This window comes from Aminithiophilus ramosus (assembly GCF_018069705.1).
In the GTDB taxonomy this organism is placed as follows: domain Bacteria; phylum Synergistota; class Synergistia; order Synergistales; family Aminithiophilaceae; genus Aminithiophilus; species Aminithiophilus ramosus.
The window spans coordinates 2,741,613-2,762,044 of the sequence record NZ_CP072943.1 but is presented as its reverse complement, the minus strand read 5'-3'; the positions used below and the strand labels follow the sequence as shown (position 1 = coordinate 2,762,044).

The 20,432-nt window shown below is 64.0% G+C and carries 14 protein-coding genes; 5 read left to right on the top strand and 9 right to left on the bottom strand.

Features of this window, described 5'->3' with window-relative positions; translation table 11 throughout:
- Nucleotides 1-137: 137 nt before the first annotated feature.
- Nucleotides 138-1,535 (top strand): sodium:solute symporter family protein, encoded by a 1,398-nt coding sequence (locus KAR29_RS12520; protein ID WP_274373324.1) that lies wholly within the window; start codon nt 138-140, stop codon nt 1,533-1,535.
- 149 nt (nt 1,536-1,684) lie between these two features.
- Here the strand turns inward: KAR29_RS12520 and KAR29_RS12515 are convergent, their stop codons facing one another.
- From KAR29_RS12515 to KAR29_RS12475, 9 genes are all read right to left on the bottom strand, one after another.
- Nucleotides 1,685-2,389, bottom strand: coding sequence for an aspartate/glutamate racemase family protein (locus tag KAR29_RS12515; protein ID WP_274373323.1), 705 nt, complete (start codon nt 2,387-2,389; stop codon nt 1,685-1,687).
- 10 nt (nt 2,390-2,399) lie between these two features.
- On the bottom strand, nt 2,400-3,767 hold the full coding sequence (locus KAR29_RS12510) for a TRAP transporter large permease subunit (protein ID WP_274373322.1): 1,368 nt from the start codon (nt 3,765-3,767) through the stop codon (nt 2,400-2,402).
- Nucleotides 3,768-3,820: 53 nt separating this feature from the next.
- Nucleotides 3,821-4,996 carry an NAD(P)/FAD-dependent oxidoreductase gene (locus tag KAR29_RS12505; RefSeq protein WP_274373321.1) on the bottom strand — a complete coding sequence of 392 codons (1,176 nt, stop codon included), beginning with the start codon at nt 4,994-4,996 and terminating at the stop codon, nt 3,821-3,823.
- A 581-nt stretch (nt 4,997-5,577) separates the two neighbouring features.
- Nucleotides 5,578-6,870, bottom strand: coding sequence for an FAD-dependent oxidoreductase (locus KAR29_RS12500; protein WP_274373320.1), 1,293 nt, complete (start codon nt 6,868-6,870; stop codon nt 5,578-5,580).
- A gap of 63 nt (nt 6,871-6,933) precedes the next feature.
- A complete protein-coding gene (locus KAR29_RS12495; RefSeq protein WP_274373319.1) occupies nt 6,934-8,022 on the bottom strand; it encodes a hypothetical protein in 1,089 nt (362 codons plus the stop codon).
- A gap of 26 nt (nt 8,023-8,048) precedes the next feature.
- Nucleotides 8,049-9,074, bottom strand: a complete 1,026-nt coding sequence (locus KAR29_RS12490; RefSeq protein ID WP_274373318.1) for a Nif3-like dinuclear metal center hexameric protein — start codon at nt 9,072-9,074, stop codon at nt 8,049-8,051.
- 139 nt (nt 9,075-9,213) lie between these two features.
- Entirely contained in the window at nt 9,214-9,594 is a 381-nt protein-coding gene (locus tag KAR29_RS12485) for a hypothetical protein (protein WP_274373317.1), read from the bottom strand.
- A 314-nt stretch (nt 9,595-9,908) separates the two neighbouring features.
- Entirely contained in the window at nt 9,909-11,282 is a 1,374-nt protein-coding gene (locus tag KAR29_RS12480; RefSeq protein WP_274373316.1) for a hypothetical protein, read from the bottom strand.
- Between the two features lie 146 nt (nt 11,283-11,428).
- Complete coding sequence (locus tag KAR29_RS12475; RefSeq protein WP_274373315.1) at nt 11,429-12,721, bottom strand: FAD-dependent oxidoreductase; 1,293 nt, start codon at nt 12,719-12,721, stop codon at nt 11,429-11,431.
- Nucleotides 12,722-12,981: 260 nt separating this feature from the next.
- Here KAR29_RS12475 and KAR29_RS12470 point away from each other — a divergent pair, with 260 nt between their 5' ends.
- From KAR29_RS12470 to KAR29_RS12455, 4 genes are all read left to right on the top strand, one after another.
- Complete coding sequence (locus tag KAR29_RS12470) at nt 12,982-14,703, top strand: thiamine pyrophosphate-binding protein (RefSeq protein WP_274373314.1); 1,722 nt, start codon at nt 12,982-12,984, stop codon at nt 14,701-14,703.
- A 525-nt stretch (nt 14,704-15,228) separates the two neighbouring features.
- Nucleotides 15,229-15,903 carry a TetR/AcrR family transcriptional regulator gene (locus tag KAR29_RS12465; protein ID WP_274373313.1) on the top strand — a complete coding sequence of 225 codons (675 nt, stop codon included), beginning with the start codon at nt 15,229-15,231 and terminating at the stop codon, nt 15,901-15,903.
- A 134-nt stretch (nt 15,904-16,037) separates the two neighbouring features.
- Entirely contained in the window at nt 16,038-17,279 is a 1,242-nt protein-coding gene (locus tag KAR29_RS12460) for an efflux RND transporter periplasmic adaptor subunit (protein ID WP_274373312.1), read from the top strand.
- A gap of 3 nt (nt 17,280-17,282) precedes the next feature.
- Nucleotides 17,283-20,432, top strand: coding sequence for an efflux RND transporter permease subunit (locus KAR29_RS12455; RefSeq protein ID WP_274373311.1), 3,150 nt, complete (start codon nt 17,283-17,285; stop codon nt 20,430-20,432).

Sequence of the window (20,432 nt, the reverse complement as noted above, 5' to 3'; positions counted from 1 at the left end):
ATAACATTCTTGGTGGCCTTTTGTTCGCGTGGAGCGTGAAATTTACCCTTCGTTATCTTTGCGGGTGTTGATCGCTCCACGCTTGTCTGGTATTTATTTGCATTCAATGCGTTAACGCAAGATGGGAGGTGACTAAAATGCAAATATCCGGGTATTTCTGGATGATTGTTGCCTATTTGGTCATTGTGGTCTGTTATGGTGCCTATATAGCAAGAAAAGGTGTCAACAGTTCGGATGATTTCATGACTACCGGTCGAAAGCTGCCTTTGTGGGTTTTGGTGGGAACATTGATAGCGACTTGGTACGGTGGAGGAGGAATAACCGGAACGGCAAATATCGTTTATACGAAGGGGCCTTTGGCTGGTCTTCTCTTTGAATTTGCATCGCCTCTGGCGATTGCCTTCATATACTTTCTCGCATCCAGGATAAGAAGCAATGAAAACGTGACAATACCCGAGCTTTTCGGAGAAAAGTATGGCAATCCGGCCAGAGTGTTGGGGTCGATCTTTATCGTTTTGGCCTATGTCGGAATATGCTCCTATCAATTCAAAGGAGCGGGCTATGTCATGAATATCGTGGCCGGCATCCCTGTCGAGACGGGGACGGCCATAGCCGCCGTCGTCATCGTTTTCCTTTCCGTCACGGGCGGATTGCTTACGGTTGCCTACACCGATGCCATGACGGCTCTGTTCATTTTCGTGTCTCTTGTGTTGTCCGTTCCGTTTCTCTTGAACGCCACCGGTGGATTCTCCGGACTCGTCGCGCAGATACCGGCCGAGAAGCTCACTCTGCTTGGAGGGTATAGGCCTATGGATACCCTGGCCTATGTGCTGGCCATGCTCTTCCTGACGCTGGGAGACCAGAATTTGTTTACCCGTTTTGGAGCCGCTAAAACCGAAAAAATAGCGAAGAATTCGGCTATAGGGTTTATCGTGGGAAGTATTGTCCTTTCCTGCCTGAATGTTTTTATCGCGACGGTGGCCATCCCTTATCTGCCGGGCATCAAGCCGGACACGGCCTTCCTGATGGTCGCCACTCATATGCTTCCCTTTGTCCTGGGCGGATGTCTCTTGGCCGCGGCCATCGCTTTCATGATCACGACAGGAGACTCTTTCCTGTTGTCTTCGGCGACCAGCATCTACAACGACATCATCAAGCCCCATTTCCGAAAGAATGTCGGCGGGAAACAGGACCTGCTCGTCATGCGCGGTTTGATCGTGTTCCTCGGCGTGTTTTCTTACCTTCTCATAACGCGATTTTCGGATATCCTGAGCGTCATGATGTACGCCTACACGATCTACGGCGCCGCCATCACCCCGGCTCTGATCGCCGCTCTCTGCTGGAAGAGGGTGACGCCCGCCGGAGGTCTGAGTTCGATGGTCGTCGGCGGCGTGACGACTCTGGCCTGGGAGCTGGGCCTGAAGGCCCATTTCGGAGGGGTGGACAGCGCCTTCGTCGCCATACCGGCATCGATTGTCGTCCTCGTTGCGGTGAGCCTCTGCACGTCGAAAAGGTCGGGGGACAGCGTTCGGTAGGCGTTTTTCGACCATGAGGGGGTCGCAGGGGGTTCTCGGGTTTTTGCCGGAGCCGTCGTGAAAAAGGGCCGCAGAGATCCCCTTCGGGGGACTCTGCGGCCCTTCGTTCCGTGCGGGTCCGGTAGGTGCCTCGCGGCGGAATGCCCCTTTCAGAGGGGGCGCAGCGACCGGACGACGTGGTTGCAGAGCGTCAGAATGTCGAAGACGGGACGTTTCGTCGCCTGGCGGAGGGCGTCGGCGTAAGGGGGCAGATTGGTGCATTCGAGGACGATCGCGCCGATTTCCTCGTGTGCCTCGACGATGTCGAGGGTCCGTCGGAGCACCTCTTGTCTGACCGCTTCTTCACGGAGCGTCGTTGCGTCGTCGATGAAGACGCGCGTGAATTCCGTCGCCCCGTCCAGGCCCGTCACGAAGAGAGGCATCTTGTCGATGCCGACGGCGGCCAGATGTCCTGGGGAGAGATTGGCCGCCCGGGCCGTGACGATGGCCACGGGACGGCCGCCCGTCAGTCGCCAGGCGAGGGGGACCTGAAGGAGGCTCGACGTCAGGAGGGGGACGGAGACGGCCGCCGAAAGCTCCTTCTGCCAGAGGGCCAGAAAGCCGCAGCTTGTCGTGATGGCCTGGACGCCGGCCCTTTCGAGTCTCCTGGCTCCCTCCAGAAAGGCGTCGAGGAGGGCCGGATCGGTTCTGGTGGCGACGCGCCGCGGCGTCGCTCCGTCGACGACGTGGTACAGGACGGGAAAGTCGAAGGACCGGGCGTTCCCGATATCGCCCCTGACTCGGGGGAAATGGGTATCCAGCATCAGGATGCCGAGAGGCGCGGCGGAAGGGCGCTCGACTGAGGGCACGGGCATCGCCGCTGCCTCAGAAAAGGCCGAACCACGCGGCGTAGCCGATGAGGGCCGACAGGATCGTTATGGGAAAGGCCAGGAACATGATGCGGATGGGGTCGGCCTTTTTGGCCAGGACGCCTCCGACGATGCCGACGATGACGAAGGTCGTCAGGCAGGCGGGAGGCATGGACTGTCCGGCCATGGCCAGGTGGGCTCCGCCCAGGGCGGCCGCTCGGGGCGACACGTCGAGGTTGCCCGTGAGGATCGGCCCCAAGAAGGCGAAGATCGTGTTCTGGGCCGTGCTCTGAGAGCCGGTGAGCATGCCGACGAGCATGAGCATGGCTCCCCCGCCCACTTTGAGCATGGCCGCCGAGAGGGTTTTCGTGAAAAGGAGGACCTTGTCGATCAGTCCGGCCTCGTAGAAGGCTCCGATCATGACGCCGGCGCAGATCTGGATCTGGACGGTTTTCGATACGGAGACGAGGCCCTTTCTGAAGACGTCGAGGATCTTTCCCCGCACGGTCGGGGCGCAGAAGGCGACGAGAGTGGCGACGGCGATGGCCTGGAGGATGCGGCTGCTTCCGCCGAAGGCGGTGACGGCCCTGACGACGGGGATCTGTCCGAGAGGGGAAAGAAGAGGATCCAGGATCTTTAAGACCTCGATCTTGAATCCGCTTCGCAGGATGATGATGACGATAAGCGTGATGAGGGGAATCAGGCGCGTCCATTCGTCGGCGAGGATACGGGTCGCCGGGCGGGAGGGAATGAGCTCTTCGGGAAGGCGGTTCGACCGGACGAAGGTCCAGCACCAGAGGATGGAGGCGACGACGAGGACGCCGACCGTGACGTAGCCCACCTTGATGACGGGATCGACGGGCGTGTTGACGAGGCTCGCCGAGAGGAAGAAGCCCTGCGTGATGGGGGGCATGATGGAGCCGCAGACGGCTCCGAGGAGCAGGATGCAGCCCGTCTGCTCCGGAGAGAGGTTCATGTCGTCGAGGGCTTTGATGACCAGAATGCCGATGACCGTCACGGAGGCGATGGCGTCGCCCAGAAGAGATCCGGCGATGACCAGCGTGATGATGATGGAGGCGATCAGCCCCTTGGACGTTTTCCCTATCGAGGCCCTCAGCGTGTTGAGCACCGTATCGATGGCTCCCATCCTGACCTGCGTCTGGGCGTAGATGCTGCCGAACAGGGACAATCCGATGACCCAGGAGAGCTTGTCGATTCCGCTGATGGCGGCCCTGACCGATTCCGCGGGCCCCATGTCTCCCATGGCCATGGCGATGAGGGCCGACAGCAACAGCCCGAGACGGATGTTGACGTTCCTGATGGCCTTGACGGGCACCAGGATCACCAGAAAGAGAACGACGACGGGGATGATGACGGACAGCATTTCAGATCCCTCCTCTGCTTTCTCGGCTTTCTTCCTCGGCTTTTTGCCGCGCTCTATCGGGAAAAGCGGTCGACGGCGAAAGGAGCCAGGTCGATGGTGCTTTTTCCCGTCATGATCCGTTCGGCCAGCGTTTTTCCCGTGATGGGCGAATAGGCGATGCCGTCGCCTTCATGCCCGGCAGCGATGAACAGCCCGCGGTGACGGGGCGCCTCGCCCATGAAGGCCTTGCCGTCGGGCGTGTAGGGACGGAGGCCGGCGAAGGTCCGGACGACGCGGATACGCCTCAGGCTGGGGACGATGCGCGTTGCGTGGGCGGCCACGGCCCAGGTTCCAAGGGAGGTGTTGCTCCGGTCGAAGCCCGCGAACTCCCGGGTGCTGCCGATGAGCAGTCCTCCCTCCCGGGTCTGTTCCAGGGCCAGGCCGACGCCGAGCCGCACCGTTTCATCCTGGGAGCCCTCCAGAAGTTCGGGATGGTATTTGGCGGCGATATAGCGGGCGCAGAGCATGACGCGACCGATGAGGGGCTCTACCGGCTCGGTGATCAGAAGCTGTCCCCGTCGGGGGATGACGGGCAGTTCGAGGCCGAGAGGCGCCACGAGGGCGGCGGTGTCGACGCCGGTGCAGCAGACGACGGCTCCGGCGCGGATGGTTCGGCCGGCGGCGACGACGCCGGTGACGTTCCCTTTGCCGTCGTGGAGGAGTTCGGTGACGGGCGCGTTCCTCCGCAGGCGGGCCCCGTGCCGTTCGGCGCCGTGGGCGTAAGCGAAAAGCAGCTGCATGGGGTTGACCTGGGCGTCGCTGTCGCTGACGGTCGCTCCGGCGATGTGGCGCGCCAGGGCCGGTTCGAGCTCCCGCGCCTCGTCGCCGGAGAGAAGGCGGACGTCGAGGCCGATCGATCGCTGTTTCGCCATGAAGATCTTCATGGCCTCGATCTCCTCTTCCCGTTCGATGACGATCATGCCGCCGCAGCGGCGGTACTCGATGTCCCACTCCAGTTCGTCGGCCAGAGTCCGGTAGAGGACCTCCGAGGCCAGGGCCATATCGAGGTGGGGACCTGGCGTCTTGGACTGCATGATGACGAAGCCGTCGCAACCCGACGAGCTGCCGTTTCCGAGGCGTCCCTTTTCGACGAGAAGGACGTCGACGCCGCCCTTGGCCAGGTAGTAGGCGACGGAGGTTCCGATCACGCCGCCGCCGATGACGACGACATCTGCCCTTTCTTTGTTCATCCTTCTTCCCTCCCCCGGGGGGCTCGCCCCCTGAATCGATCCTGCTGAATCCCTGTGGCGACGAAGAGAGTTCCCGGCGGAATCGACCACCGGGAATTTCACGAGAGACCTCTGGCTTTTGCACGGCCGTCGGTCGTGCGTCGATCGGTGGCGAGGGGAGAAAAAAAGGAAGAGAAAAGAGAAGGGAGAGGGAAGGTCCCGTCGTGCCGGTCGGGAAGCGGCTGTCTTGCCGGAAGAGTTTTTGTGGATCATCGCAGAAGAGCACATCATCATTGATGATTGGCAAGTGTAGGACTATTTTCTCTTGAGGTCAAGATGGCGGAAGAACTAAGGGGGAGGAGGCCAGGGCGGCTCTTTCGTGAGGCGAGGAGGGAAGGCGCGCGGAGGGAGGAAGCCAAAAGGCTTCCTCCCTCCGCGCGTCCGTTTCCCCGATAGGACCTCGTCGGGGAGTCTGTAAGGTTTGGCCTGACGATCGGTGCCCTTTTGTACTATCTAAAAGAAATCTTTTGTCCTTGGAGTCGAATTCTTAGTCTCACGGGCCAGGCCGAATCAACCTTTTTCCGTAGAAGCCCGACGGGTTCCTAGGCCAATTTTCGTTTGAAGAACCCCGTCAGGCCCTTTTCGTCGACCCGTCGGGCGACGGCAGGTCCGTCGGTGATGTAGAGGCCCTTTTCCTTCATCCTCTCGAAGTAGACCGATCCCGAGAAGGTGTACTTGAAGCGCCGTCCCTCCTCGGTGGCCATGAGGGGGATGACGTGGGCGATGAAATCGCCCAGGGCCAGCTCCTCGGGGTAGGCCGTCGGCTCCAGTCCCAGGGCGACGGCGACGGCGTTCCGCCCTGCCAGGGCCCCCGTCACGATGGCCTCGGTGTGGCCCACCATGGCGCCGGCCTTCTCTCCGGCGCAGAAGAGATTGGTCACCTCGCCCTGGGCCCTGAGGGTCGTGTCGCAGCGCGCGAAGCCGAAGTAGCGCATGGAGTTTCCCTTCCCTCCGGCGATGGGGTCCTCGTAGCGGGCCCTCTCGAATCCGGGGATGCGCCGCAGCGCCTCGAGGGGGAAGTAGGGCGTCATGAGTTTGGCCGGCCCCGTATCGAGGAGGACGAGGTTCTCGACGAACTCCTTTCGGGCGTACTGCTGGCAGGCCTTGGCCCCCAGAATGGAGAGATCCTCGCGCAGCTCGTCGGGCAGGGGGACGAGGCAGACGCCCGTTTCGTTCAGCTCGGCGACGATGGACGGATCGAGAGACTCCTTGAAGAGCTTGCAGGAGCCGCTCATGGCGCCCAGGGAGCCGTCGGCCTTGGCGCCGTTCCACTCCTCGATGCCCGCCAGGGCGGTGACGCTCGTCCGGGGAAGGAAGCTGTGGCAGCGGAGGATGCACATGGCGCAGCCCCTGCCGTGGCTGTTGCAGTTGGCCGGTGCGGCCGACGTGCCCGTGGCGTCGACGACGGCGTCGGCTCCGAAGCAGCGACCGTCGCGGGTCGTGACGGCGGTGATGCGGTCCTTCTCTTTTTCGATGGAGGCGACCGAGGCCTGGAGGGCGACGTCGACGCCCAGGTCGGCGAGGAAGGCCCTGACGGCGGGTTCCATGGCGTAGACGTCGTAGAGGCTCGCCCCCTCATGGCCGGGGAAGGAGACGTTCCGGTGACGCGTGACGGAGTCCATGACGGAGAACATCTTCATGCCCAGAGCCGTCATTTCCTCCGCTGCCGTCTGCCGTCCGTTGTTGCGGAAGATGCCGCCCACGAGACCCGTGCCGAGGAGCATGTCGGCCCGCTCCAGGAGGGTCACCTGGGCTCCGGCCCGCACGGCGGCCTCGGCGGCTCCGCAGCCACCCCAACCTCCTCCGACGATGACGATTTGCGGCGCTTTCTTCATTGTTCAGGACCTCCTGTAAGGTTTTTCGTTGCAAAAGTTCTGTCGTGTGATGAAGGGGATCTCCTACAGCAGAAGGGGCGTGACGAAGAGGGCGATGGCCCCTGCCGTGACGATCCGCATCGTTGCCCCCAGAATGGCCGCTCCCAGGGCTTCCTTCTCGTTGAGGTCCGTCGATTCGGACCAGATGGCCGGAATCTGGCCGAAGAGGACGGAGAGGGGAAAGCCCGAGGCGCCGAGGACGAAGGAGCCGACGACGAAGCGGGGATCGAGGGTGGCGGCCACATCTTTGAGCTGAGCCATGGCCAGGGTGGGCGAGGCCAGGATGGAGACCATGCCCGACGTGGGGTCGATGGCCAGGGCCTGGAGGAGGGACGAAAGACCGGTCTCGATGGGCTGCCAGATTCCGACGTAGTCGAGGGCGCCGATGAGGGCATAGGTGACGCCCACGGCGGGGATGATGAGGAGGAAGAGCAGCTCCGCCCCCTCCCGGGCGGCGCCGAAGAGGGTGGGGAGGGCCGCCTTGGTGGGCGTGAAGCGGGGGAGCTCGTCGAGGGCGACGGCTTTCGTGTCCCGCCAGAGGGTGTGGCGCAGGATGAAGGGGACGATGACGAGAGGGGCGAAGACGGCCAGAATGACGACGACGTAGGCCTGGACGCCGACGGCGGTGAGGGCGATGAGGCCGAACATGAAGGTGGAGAAGGACTGTTGGGACTGGACCATGGTGGCGATGGCGATCTTCTGCTCGTCTTTGGTGGCTCCGGCCTTGACGAGGATGGGACCGGCGATGCGCCCGGCGGCGTTGATATCGCCCAGGATGTTGTAGACCGAGGGGATGATGACGGCGGGATTGATCCCGATGAGGCGCGTCAGGGGGACGAAGATGCGCATGAGGGCGTCGGTGAAGCCGCAGCGCTCGAGGATGCGGCCCATCATGACGCTGCAGATGAGGGCCACGCCCACGGTGCCGGTGAGAAAAACCTTGACGATGATGGGGAAGGCCCTGTCGACCATGGCGTTGAAGAGGCCGGCGATGGAGCCGGGGTTGAAGATCAGCAGCCCCAGGGAGAGGGCCACCAGGCCGAGACCGAGGATCTCGACGCCCTCCAGACCTTTGCGGGTGCCTTGGACCTTTTCGATGCGGACTTCGCTCATCAGACTCGCTCCTTTCTCGTATGCGGCTAGAGGCCGCAGGGGACCGTTTCGCGGACGAGATGACGGTGGGCGATTTCCTTCCCGTATTCCTGGATGGCCTCGCCGCCGAAGGCGTCGAGGGGGTAGCTGACCATGCGGTCGCGGAAGAGCCGGATCTCCAGCTGAGGCAAAATCATGGCAAGGGCCCGGGCCAGGGGGACTCCGTTTTCGAAGATCTCCAGGGCGTGGGAATTGCCGCAGAGGACGCGCAGCCCCAGCTCGCGGGCCCTCTCGATGAGGGCGTTGCCGGCGTGGAGGTGGCTGATCGAGGCCAGAAGCGTGTCGGCGTCGGGATGTCTGCCGAAGACGCATTCCAGGTGGTCGGGCGTGAAGCCCGTGTGGGGGAAGATGTGAAGGACCTTGCGGACCCGATCGGCAGGCGATCCGACGACGATGGCCGGCGCGGCCGTCGTGGAGGCCTCGAAAAGGTCGTCGCAGCCGCGGAAGCGCCGCTCCTCTCTGACGCAGGCTTCTTCCCTCTCCATGTCCATGAGGCGGCGCAGCCGCCCCAGGAGGTCGCCCAGGGTTTGCACTTCGGGGAGGGCCTCGCCGACGTAAAGAATGTTGCCGGCCAGGCCGCCGCAGCGGATGTCGACTTCGACGGCCCTGTGGCCGTGAAGCCAGGCGATGCCCGGGTGAAGGCCGTGGAAGGCCTCGTGCAGCTCGATGATGTTGAGGCCATAGAGGTCCATATAGTGGCGGATGGGGACGCCGCCCGAGTTGGTCCCGTCGGCCACGGGGTGGTGGGCGACGAGGCAGTTCACGCCCGAGGCGGCGGCCAGCTCGATGGCGCTCTCCGTCAGGGTCATCATGACGGCGGCTCTCGTCACCTCCGCCTCCGGGTCGCCCCAGACCAGGCCCGGCAGCTCCGTCACGGCCTTGCCGGGAATGCCCGAGCTTTTGGTGACGACGAAGGGGTTGTTGCCGCTCAGATCGCGGGGAGCCTTGACGAGGCGGCCTCCCGTGATGCGGTCCAGAGCGTCGAGGATATCCTGGATCTTGATCTTTTCCACCGTTCTCCCATCTCCTTCTTCTCGGCTTGATGCCTTGGGCCAAAAAAGGACCGCCGACGCGCAACAACCTCCCGATCCTTTCGGAATCGGAAAGTTCCCGCGGTCAGCGGTCCTCAGGCTATCCCCGAAGGGATCTCCCTCAGCCGTCTGTGGGGGATTCAGGGCACTTCCGGATCAGTTCCTCGGCCGGTCCGCCGAGAAGAAGGAGCGAAAAGGCCAGCTCCTCGACGGGATCGTAGTCTTTCAGGAGAGCCCGAAAAGGCAGGGGAAAGCGCCTTTTCAGCGCCTCGAGAAAGCGCCGTTTGTACTCCTCCAGAAGGGCGATGTCGATGAGCCGTGTCGTGAGGCCGTCTCGCCCGTCGAGGGCGGTGAGGGCGCGGACCCGGCGGTTCTTGGCGATGATCAGCACCCGATCGTCGCTGAGCTCCACCTTCTGCCACAGCAGGCCCACTCCGAAGAGTTCCTGGTTGATGGCGTTGTTGATCCGCATGACTTCCTGTTTGAACGTGCCTGGCTGCATGAGAGGCCTCCCTCGGAGACGACCGCGCAACTGCTCATCGATGATGAGTTGAGTATAGGTGCCCTTCGTCTCTTTTGTCAATAGATTCGCAATTGCTAACCAATGGATTTTCCCGGGAGGCAGGGGCCGCCCTTTCCTTTCGTGAGAGGCCTCCTGCCTTTGTTCCGGGACGATCGGACCCCTTCCCGGTGCGGTGGCCGGCCGAAGCGAGGGGCACGGCCGGAGGTCCCCCTTCCGTTATAGGGGCAGGGGGCGGGCCTGTCAAAGTGCGGAAAGGGAGGGGGAAAGCTCCCTTTCCGCATAGAGGCTCCGGCTTACATCATGCAAATTCCGACGATCGTTGCCGCCAGAAGACCGCAGCTCACGGGAATGAAGTTTCTGCGGGCGAGTTCCATGGGGTCGACGCCGGAGATGCCTGCCGTGGCCACGAGGCCGAAGGACCAGGCGACGAGCGTTCCGCCTCCCCCCCAGATGGCCCCCATCTGGCCGATGGCGGCGAGGGTCGCGACGTCGAAAAGGAGGGGGGCTCCAAGGGCCTGAGCCAGACAGCCCGTGAGGGGAAGGCCGGAAAAGCCCGATCCGTCGAGGCCGGTGATGATGCCGACGATGAGATTGCCGAAGGCGAGAGGGATCTTGCCGAGCGGGAGGGCGTTGGCAAAGGCCCTCCCCAGATCGAAGAGGAATCCCGGTGCGCCATCGCCCAGAATCTGGGATGCCGCCTTCTGGGAGCCGAGGAAGAAAAACCCGGCAATGGGGATGACGGGGGAGAAGATTTTGATGGCGAAAAGAAATCCATGGCGCAGGTGAACGACGATCTCTTCCAGGCCTCGGTGGCCCTCCCGGGCCAGGGTGGAGCAGAAGAGAAGGAGAAGAGCCGTTCCTCCCAGGAGGGCCGTCGCCTTGCCGCCTCGGAGGTTCTGACTGGCCATGACGGCCACGACGGTGAGCATCGTCAGGGGCACGGCAAGAGCGAAGAGCCTGGCGAAGCGTTCCAGTTGAGGTGCTTGCTGGCAGATGAGGATGTTGTCCGTCCCCTCTTCGCGGACCTTCTCGATATCCTTCCTGATCGAAAGGAAGGCGATGGTGCCTGCCGTCAGGCCCGAGACGAGAGAAAGGACGAGAGCTTTGGGCAGCATGGCGTCAACGGTCACTCCGGCGGCTCCGGAGGACAGTTTCAGGGCTCCCTGGATGACGAGGTCTCCAGATAGGGCCATGCCGTGTCCCAGAATATTGACGGCCATGGCGGCTCCCATGGCCGGAAGGCCGGCCATGATGGCCACGGGGACCAGGATGGTGCCGACGAGAGCCGTTGCCGGAGTGGGCCAGAAAAAGAGTGCCGCCGCGTACATGGTGGCGCCGAGGATGAAAAAGGCCCGCGTCGGAGTTTTCATGAAGCGTCGCAGCGGTATGACCATCAGATAATCGGCTCCCATTCGGCTCAGGGAATGGAGCATGGCGACCATGAGGGCGATGATGAGCATGATGTCGAAGAGGTCCGTTCCGGCCTCGAGAAGACCGTTGAAAACGCTCTGGATGGCGATCAGGGGAGACCTGCTGTAAAGCAGGCCGACGATAAAGGACCCGGCGAGACAGACGAGGACGACGTCCCGGCGTCGGACCATGAGGACGATAACGGCGGCGATGCAGGCCAGATAGGCCCAATGGGCGCTGGTGAGGGCGACTTCCATAGAGAATCAGGCTCCTTCCCTTGTCGATGCAGCGATCGGAGACGCTCTTTCGCAATCGGACAGGTGGGATTTCCCGACCTGACGGCGCAGGCTCTTTCGCGGTGTCCCATCCTGTCGGGACAGGCGTTGTTTTTTCGAAAGGGGATCTAGGCCAATTTTCGTTTGAAGAATCCCGTCAGGCCCTTTTCGTCGACCCGTCGGGCGACGGCAGGTCCGTCGGTGATGTAGAGGCCCTTTTCCTTCATCCTCTCGAAGTAGACCGATCCCGAGAAGGTGTACTTGAAGCGCCGTCCCTCCTCGGTGGCCATGAGGGGGATGACGTGGGCGATGAAATCGCCCAGGGCCAGCTCCTCGGGGTAGGCCGTCGGCTCCAGTCCCAGGGCGACGGCGACGGCGTTCCGCCCTGCCAGGGCCCCCGTCACGATGGCCTCGGTGTGGCCCACCATGGCGCCGGCCTTCTCTCCGGCGCAGAAGAGATTGGTCACCTCGCCCTGGGCCCTGAGGGTCGTGTCGCAGCGCGCGAAGCCGAAGTAGCGCATGGAGTTTCCCTTCCCTCCGGCGATGGGGTCCTCGTAGCGGGCCCTCTCGAATCCGGGGATGCGCCGCAGCGCCTCGAGGGGGAAGTAGGGCGTCATGAGTTTGGCCGGCCCCGTATCGAGGAGGACGAGGTTCTCGACGAACTCCTTTCGGGCGTACTGCTGGCAGGCCTTGGCCCCCAGAATGGAGAGATCCTCGCGCAGCTCGTCGGGCAGGGGGACGAGGCAGACGCCCGTTTCGTTCAGCTCGGCGACGATGGACGGATCGAGAGACTCCTTGAAGAGCTTGCAGGAGCCGCTCATGGCGCCCAGGGAGCCGTCGGCCTTGGCGCCGTTCCACTCCTCGATGCCCGCCAGGGCGGTGACGCTCGTCCGGGGAAGGAAGCTGTGGCAGCGGAGGATGCACATGGCGCAGCCCCTGCCGTGGCTGTTGCAGTTGGCCGGTGCGGCCGACGTGCCCGTGGCGTCGACGACGGCGTCGGCTCCGAAGCAGCGGCCGTCGCGGGTCGTGACGGAGGTGATGCGGTCCTTCGCCCTTTCGATGGAGGCGACCGAGGCCTGGAGGGCGACGTCGACGCCCAGGTCGGCGAGGAAGGCCTTGACGGCGGGCTCCATGGCGTAGACGTCGTAGAGGCTCGCCCCCTCATGGCCGGGGAAGGAGACGTTCCGGTGACGCGTGACGGAGTCCATGACGGAGAACATCTTCATGCCCAGAGCCGTCATTTCCTCCGCTGCCGTCTGCCGTCCGTTGTTGCGGAAGATGCCGCCCACGAGACCCGTGCCGAGGAGCATGTCGGCCCGCTCCAGGAGGGTCACCTGGGCTCCGGCCCGCACGGCGGCCTCGGCGGCTCCGCAGCCACCCCAACCTCCTCCGACGATGACGATTTGCCTTTTCTGTTTCATCCACACCCGCCTCCTTGTCGAACGTACAACCAAAGGCTCCACCCCGATGATGGAACGGTTTTCATTCTACTCATCATGGATGAGTAGAATGAGCATAAAGAGTCCATCCCGCTTCTGTCAATGTATTTCCAATTTTTTATTAAGGAAACAAGCTTCTCCCTGAGGGGTTGACGAAAGGGCCTTTCCCTGTCTAGACTGGAGTCGCCTGGCTGCTCATTGTTGATGATCCCCTTGCGGGTTCAGGGAAGGGACGGATAAAAATGAACGTATCTCGGGCCATCCTCACTCTGTTGCGCGATTACGGCGTGACGGACGTTTTCGGTCTCCCCGGCGAGACGACTCTCGCCCTCTACCGGGAGTGGGAATCCTTCGAGGGCATCGCCTATCACATGTCCCGCGACGAGCGGAGCTGCGTCTTCATGGCCGACGGCTACGCCAAGGCCACGGGCAAGGTCGGCGTCTGCGAGGGGCCCAGCGTGGGGGCCACGCACATGGCTCCCGGCGTGACGGAGGCCTACAAGGCCTGCCTTCCCCTGATCGTCATGACTTCCGACGTGCCTCTTTCAGCCGAGAAGAAGAACATGCTCACCGGCTTCGACCAGACGGCCCTTTTCCAGGGCATCTGCAAGGAGAGCCTGACGGCCCATGATCCCTGCGAGGTGCCCCATCTGCTTCGTCGGGCCTTCCGCGTCGCCACGACGGGTCGCCCCGGTCCCGTCCATCTCCGTCTTCCCTCCGATGTCCTCGAGGGGGACGTCGATGACGCCGAGGTCTGGAGCCAGCCCCGTTTCGGGACCTTTCCCTCCATCCCCTTCCGGCCCGGTGACGACGATATCGCCCTGGCGGCCGAGAGGCTTCGCGGCGCCCGGCGGCCCGTCATGGTCTGCGGTCAGGGCGCCCTTCACTCCGGGGCCTGGAAAGAGGTGCGGGCCCTGGCCGAGCGTCTGGCCATGCCCGTGGGCACGACGATCAACGGCAAGGGGATCTTTCCCGAGACCCATCCTCTGAGCATCGGCGTCATCGGCGCCCGCGGCGGGCGCTGCTGGTCCAACGCCTTCGTCTGCGACGCCGACGTGGTCCTCTTCGTCGGCTCCAGCACCGACTCGGCCGGAACGGCGGGGTGGAAGATCCCCTCGCCCCGGTCGAATCAGGCCTTCATCCAGATCGACGCCGGCGGCGAGGAGCTGGGCAACAACTACGATGCCCTTCCCCTCTACGGCGATGCCGGTCTGACCCTGGCGGCCCTGACCGAGGCCCTTCACGACGTCGTCCCCGAGAGGGGAAGTTGGCTCGAGGCCATCGAGGCGGGCTGGGACGATCAGGCCCGGAGGACGAAGACCTTCCTTGCCGATCGGGGCGAGGAGGCCTGTTCCCTCGCCGTCGTCGAGGCCCTGAAACGGACCGTGGCGGAGGGCGCCTTCTACGCCGTCGATCCCGGACTGTGCGCCGTCTATTCGGCCGCCTTTCTGCGCCTTGAAGAGGCGGGTCGGCGCATGGCCTACAACTTCGCCATGGGGGCCCTGGGGTATGCCATCCCCGCCGCCATCGGCGCCCGTTTCGGCGTCGATCCGTCGCGGCCCGTCGTGGCCCTCGTCGGCGACGGCAGTTTCGGCTTCGCCGCCGGCGAGTTGGAGACGGCGGCCCGGCTGGGGACGAAAATTCTTTTCGTCGTCTTCGACAACAGCACCTTCGGCTGGATCAGGGGGACGGAGTTCGTCCACCGCAGCGAGAAGCTGGAGGGTTCCTTCGGTCGGTTCACCGATTTCCGTCCCGTCGACTACGTCAAGGTCGCCGAAGGCTTCGGCCTCGAGGCCCATCGGGTGACGAGGGCATCCGAGCTGGACGACACCCTCTCCCGCTGCCTCAGAGCCCAGGGACCCTGTCTCGTCGCCGTCTCCGTCGAGGCCGAGGACGGCCTTCTGCCCCCCGTTCCGGGCTGGGCCGACTGCGCCGCAGGGCAGGGAATGGATAACCTCTACTGAGGGCAGGTCCCTTCCCCGTTATCGACGAGCCCCTCTCTCCCTTCGGAGAGGGGCTCGCTCGTGCGGACGGGACGCGAGGCGTGACGAAGGTGGCCTGAGGCGACCGAGGCGCCTTGGTGCCCCGAGAAGGGAGCTTCTTGTCCGCACGAGCGGTCCGCTTCCTCTCCCGCGGAGGGGGGCAATCGGGAAAGGTGCCGGAAAGACCGGGGCGGTGAAGGTCCTTGTTGACATCTTGCCTTCTTTGCCTTTTGATTTTATGATTGGAGTCCTGAATCCGCGGACAGATAAGCGGAGAAGCTCCGTCAGGGCGGCCGTGGCGCTGAAGAACCTGTCCCGCGCCGCCACCGACGGGGTGCTTCGAGAGGTCCCCGCATCGGCGGGCCCGACGGAAGTTGTCCTGTGGAGACCGCCGATCCGGGAGATCCGAAGTCCGTTGACAAGGGGAGCGGCGAGGTTTAAACTTGCCTTCCGTGACCGACGGTCATCTCAAAGAACGCCGGTCATTTTCCGTGAGAGGGGGCTGTCATGGCGGGCTTGGCGGAGAGGAAGAAGGCCGTAATAGAGGCGCTGACGCGCGAATCCCTCCTCGGCGCCGCCGAAGAGCTTCTTCGGGAAGAGGGATGGGAGGGGGCGACGATGGAGCGCCTCGCCCAGAACGCCGGTGTGGCCAAGGGCACGGTCTACAACTACTTCCGCGACAAGCGGGCCCTGCTCGTCGCCGTGGCCGAACGCTGTACCGTCAGGCTGAGACATATCGTCACCTCCTGCGACGACGAGGCCGACCCCGCCGAGGTGCTGCGCCAGGTTCTGCGGGAGGGCTTTTCCCAGCTCTGCCGGAACAGGCGGATTATCGCCGCCCTCTTTCTGGCCTGCCGCGACGAGGAGGGCACGGGGCGCGATTGCGATTTTCGGCTTTCTCCCCTGGGCGACATCCGGGCCTTCGTCCGCTCCGTCATCTCCCTCGGCGTGGCCCGGGGGCGTTTCCGCCCCGTCGATCCCGTTCTGGCCGAGGCCGTGATCTACTCCGCCATCATCGGCCTGGCCCGTCATCTCTCCCAGAGAGGGCTTGTCGTCTCCGAGGGGGCTTTCTCTCCGGCCGCGACGGAGTTCCTCCTGGACGGTCTCTGCGCCCGCCGGGAAGGGGCTCCCGGCCTTGCCGATGGGGAAGTGGCGCCGTCCGAGGGAGAAAGGCCGCAATAACGGTCAGGACAAGAGGCGCCACACAGGCTATAACAAACGTTTCCAACACACACCAAGAGGGGCAGGTGCACCGCACGATGTCGTTTTCAGAGCGGGAAAAACAGGAAATCAACGGCCGATCGGGGAGTGGGACGGTGAAAATCCTTCTCGTCCTCCTTCTCCTGGCGGCGGGAGCGTACTTCGGGAGGTCCTATCTTTTCGGCGAGTCCGGCGGGCAGGAGCCTCAGGCTACGGCCCCCAGGGCGCCTCAGGCGCCCGTCGTCGTCCTCCACAGGGTCGAACGGGCCGATCTGGCCGTGGGGCGCGAGTATGTGGGCCGCGTCGAGCCGATCCAGACCGTCTCGCTGAGGCCCCAGGTCAGCGGAGAGATCGAGCAGGTCCATTTCAAGGAGGGGTCGATGGTCAAGGCCGGCCAGCTCCTCTTCACGATCGACGCCCGGCAGTACAAGACGACGGTGGCCCTCCGCAAGGCCGAGCTGGCCAAGGCCGAGGCCAACTACGACAGGGCCGTCAAGTACGACCGTCGCCTCAAGGCAGCCGATTCGCGCAGCGTCTCCGCCTCGGACATCGAGCAGTCGGAAAGCGACGTCCTCCAGCGGAAGGCGGAGGTGGAGCAGGCCCGGGCGACCCTCCAGCTGGCCCAGATCGATCTGGATTACACCCGGGTCACGGCCCCCATTTCGGGTCAGGCCGGCAAGGCCTTTTTCACCAAGGGCAACTACGTGACGCCCTCCAGCGGGCCTCTGACGACGATCGTCCAGATGGACCCCATACGGGTCACCTTCTCCCTTCCCGACAGGGACTATCTGGCCCAGCTCGCCGCCTTCCGCTCGTCGGAGGCCGTCTATGACGCCGCCATCCGCCTGCCCGACGGGGGGCTCTACCCCGAGAAGGGGCTGCGCGATTTCGAGAGCAACGTCATGGACGAGGAGACGGGGACCCTTACGGTGAGCCTGCGCTTTCCCAACGGCGACGGGACGCTCGTTCCCGGATCGATGGTCCGCGTCGAGGCCAGGCCGGCCCGGTCCCGTGTCGTCGCCGTCGTGCCGCAGGAGGCGATCATGGCCGACGGCGAGGGCGATTTTGTCTACGTCGTCGACGAGGCCTCCGTCGCCCATCGCCGCCCTGTCTCGCTCGGCGACGTCGTCGGCAAGGTGAGTGTCGTCCTATCGGGGCTCGAGCCCGGAGAGAGGATCGTCCTCCTCGGTCTCCAGTCCGTCGTTCCCGAGGGGAAGGTGGCTCCCGTCGAGGCGACGAACGGGAAGGGCGGGAAGACGCCGGCCGAGCTGGCCCAGGAGTCCGATTTCGATCTCGAGACGCTGGAGACCGCCTCGCCCGACAGGCAGGCTAAGGACGTCGCCGGAGGGAGCAACTAACTCATGTTTTCCAAGTTCTTCATCGACCGTCCCCGTTTCGCCATGGTCATCGCCGTCGTTCTCGCCCTGGCGGGATCGATAGCGGCCGTCAATCTTCCCGTGAAACAGTACCCCGACGTGGCGCCTCCCCAGGTCGAGGTTTCGGCCAGCTACCCCGGCGCCGACGCCGAGACGCTGGCCAACACGGTCGGCGTTCCCCTCGAGGAGGCCATCAACGGCGTCGACGACATGATCTACATGAGTTCGACGTCGAGCAACACGGGGGAGTACTCCCTGTCGATCACCTTCAAGACGGGGACGGATCCCGACATGGCCCTCGTCAAGGTCCAGAACCGCGTCCAGCAGGCGACGCCTCTCCTGCCCGGCGAGGTGACGTCGCGGGGGATCACGACGGAGACGAGCTTTTCCGACATTCTCGGCTTCGTGGCCCTCATCTCGCCCAACGGGACCCGCGACGCCCTCTTCCTGACGGACTACACCTACAACAACGTCAGCAACGCCCTGAAGCGCGTTCCCGGCCTGGGCGACGTCACGGTCCTGGGGGCCAAGTACAGCATCCGCGTCTGGCTCGATCCGGAGCGCATGGCCTCTCTGGGCCTGAGCACGTCCGACGTGGCCGGCGCCATTTCGAGCCAGAACCGCCAGGCCTCGCTGGGCTCCATCGGAGCCGCTCCGGGCAACGAGAAGACGCCTCTGGTCTACACGCTGACGACGACGGGACGGCTGGGGAGCGTCCGCCAGTTCGAGAATATCGTCGTCAGGACGACGGCCGACGGCGCCCTCGTCAAACTGAAGGATATCTCCCGCATCGAGCTGGGGTCGGAGAACTACATCTTCCACGCCGCCGTGAACCAAGGTCCTTCTGCTCTGATGGCCCTGTCCCAGGCGGCCGACTCCAATGCCCTCGACGCCATGAAGGCCACGGAAAAGGCCCTGGACGAGCTGTCGAAGAGCCTGCCCTCCGACACGGAGTTCCTCATCGGCTACGACTCGACGGACTACGTCAGGGAGACGATCCACGAGATCCTCTTCACTCTCGTCCTGACCTTCTCCCTCGTCGTCCTCGTCTGCTACGTCTTCCTCCAGGACTGGCGCGTCACCCTCGTGCCCGTCATGGCCATTCCCATCTCGCTTCTGGCCACCTTCATCGGCCTCAGCGTCCTGGGCTTCAGCATCAACATCCTGACCCTCTTCGCCTTCGTCCTCGTCATCGGCACCGTCGTCGACGACGCCATCATCGTCGTCGAACGGGTGCTCTACGTCATGGAGAGGGACAGGGTAAACTCCGTCGATGCCACCGTTCAGGCCATGAAGGACGTGACGGGGCCCATGACGGCGACGACGCTCGTCTTCCTGGCCATCTTCGTCCCCGTGGCCTTCATGGGGGGCATCACGGGCGAGATCTACCGCCAGTTCGCCGTGACCGTCTCCTTCTCCGTCGTCTTCTCCCTCGTCGTGGCCCTCACCCTCAGTCCGGCCATGTGCGCCCACATGCTCCACGACGTGAAACCCAAGCGGAGGGGGCCCCTGGCCTGGTTCAACCGACTCGTGGCCAAGGCCTCCAGCGGCTACGTGGCCGGTTCCCTCTGGATCGCCAGAAGGGCCGTCGTCACCGTGGCCTTTTTCGGTCTGGTCGTGGGCGGCTCCCTTCTCATCATGAAAGCGACGCCGACGGCCTTCGTCCCCGACGAGGATCAGGGGGCGGTCTTCGCCGTCGTCCAGCTGCCCGAGGGCGCCTCGCAGGGGAGAACCCAGGCCGTCATGGACAAGGTCCTCCCGAGGCTCAGGGCCATCCCCGGCGTCAAGTTCGCCATGAGCATCGTCGGATACAGCCTGATGGGCGGCTCGGGAGAGAACGTCTCCTCCATCATCATGAGCCTCGAGACCTGGTCCGATCGGAACACGCCCGACAAAAGCCAGGACAGCATCGTCGGCCAGTTCCGGGCCATCGCCGCCTCGGTCCCCGAGGCGCAGATCAACATCTTCACGCCCCCGGCCATTTCGGGGTTGGGCGTGTCGGGCGGACTCGACGTGAGGCTTCAGTCGCGGCTGGACAGCGACCCCCAGAAACTGGCCCAGGTCCTCGGCGAATTCTTAGGCAAGGTGAACCAGTCGCCCCAGTTCCTCTACGCCTTCAGCACCTACGCGGCCGATACGCCTCACCTCTATCTCGACATCGATCGGGAGAAGGCAGAGATGATGGGCGTTCCCGTCGATAACGTCTTCGACACGCTCCAGACCTATTTCGGGACGGCCTACGTCAACGACATCAACATCGGCACGACGGTGAACAAGGTCATCCTCCAGTCCGACTGGCCCTACCGCGACCAGATCGACCGGGTCGGCGGCATCTACGCCAACAGCACCACGGGCGCTCATGTGCCGCTCCAGAGTTTCATGTCCTTCCGGAAAATCCTGGCGCCTCGCGTCGTCAGCCGCTACAATCTCTTTCCCAGCGCGGCCGTCTCGGCCTTCATGGCCCCGGGCTACTCGACGGGCCAGGGCATCGCCGCCATGGAGGAGCTCGCCTCCGCTCTTCCCGAGGGCTATGTCCTGGAGTGGTCGGGCATGACCTATCAGGAGCGTGAGGCCGGCGGCCAGACGGGCGTCATCATGGCCATCGCCGTCCTCTTCGGCTACCTCTTCCTGGTGGCCCAGTACGAGAGCTGGTCCGTTCCCCTGGGCGTCATCCTCTCTCTCCCCGTCGCCCTCCTGGGGGCGCTCGTCGGCATCTCGGTCATGAAGATCTCCCTGAGCATCTATGCCCAGCTGGGCATCCTCCTTCTCGTGGGGCTCGCGGCGAAGAACGCCATTCTCATCGTCGAGTTCGCCAAGGAGCAGCACGACGAAAAGGGTCTTCCCATCATCGAGGCCGCCGGCGTGGCTGCCTCGGAGCGCTTCCGCTCCGTCATGATGACGGCCTTCACCTGCGTCATCGGCATCCTGCCCATGCTCTTCGCCAGCGGTGCCGGAGCGGGAAGCCGCCTCCACGTGGGGACGACGATGTTCTTCGGCATGACCCTCGCCACCGTTTTAGGCATCTTCCTGATCCCCGGACTCTACGTCTTCCTCCAGACCTTCCGCGAGGCCTTCAAGGCCGCCGTCGGGCGGGTCCTCTCGAAGACGAAAGCAACGCCGGAAAGCGAGGAATAG

Coding starts and splice junctions, on each gene's coding strand:
- KAR29_RS12520 (WP_274373324.1), top strand. CDS start 138: ATGCAAATATCCGGGTATTTCTGGATGATTGTTGCCTATTTGGTCATT.
- KAR29_RS12515 (WP_274373323.1), bottom strand. CDS start 2,389: ATGCCCGTGCCCTCAGTCGAGCGCCCTTCCGCCGCGCCTCTCGGCATC.
- KAR29_RS12510 (WP_274373322.1), bottom strand. CDS start 3,767: ATGCTGTCCGTCATCATCCCCGTCGTCGTTCTCTTTCTGGTGATCCTG.
- KAR29_RS12505 (WP_274373321.1), bottom strand. CDS start 4,996: ATGAACAAAGAAAGGGCAGATGTCGTCGTCATCGGCGGCGGCGTGATC.
- KAR29_RS12500 (WP_274373320.1), bottom strand. CDS start 6,870: ATGAAGAAAGCGCCGCAAATCGTCATCGTCGGAGGAGGTTGGGGTGGC.
- KAR29_RS12495 (WP_274373319.1), bottom strand. CDS start 8,022: ATGAGCGAAGTCCGCATCGAAAAGGTCCAAGGCACCCGCAAAGGTCTG.
- KAR29_RS12485 (WP_274373317.1), bottom strand. CDS start 9,594: ATGCAGCCAGGCACGTTCAAACAGGAAGTCATGCGGATCAACAACGCC.
- KAR29_RS12480 (WP_274373316.1), bottom strand. CDS start 11,282: ATGGAAGTCGCCCTCACCAGCGCCCATTGGGCCTATCTGGCCTGCATC.
- KAR29_RS12475 (WP_274373315.1), bottom strand. CDS start 12,721: ATGAAACAGAAAAGGCAAATCGTCATCGTCGGAGGAGGTTGGGGTGGC.
- KAR29_RS12470 (WP_274373314.1), top strand. CDS start 12,982: ATGAACGTATCTCGGGCCATCCTCACTCTGTTGCGCGATTACGGCGTG.
- KAR29_RS12465 (WP_274373313.1), top strand. CDS start 15,229: ATGGCGGGCTTGGCGGAGAGGAAGAAGGCCGTAATAGAGGCGCTGACG.
- KAR29_RS12455 (WP_274373311.1), top strand. CDS start 17,283: ATGTTTTCCAAGTTCTTCATCGACCGTCCCCGTTTCGCCATGGTCATC.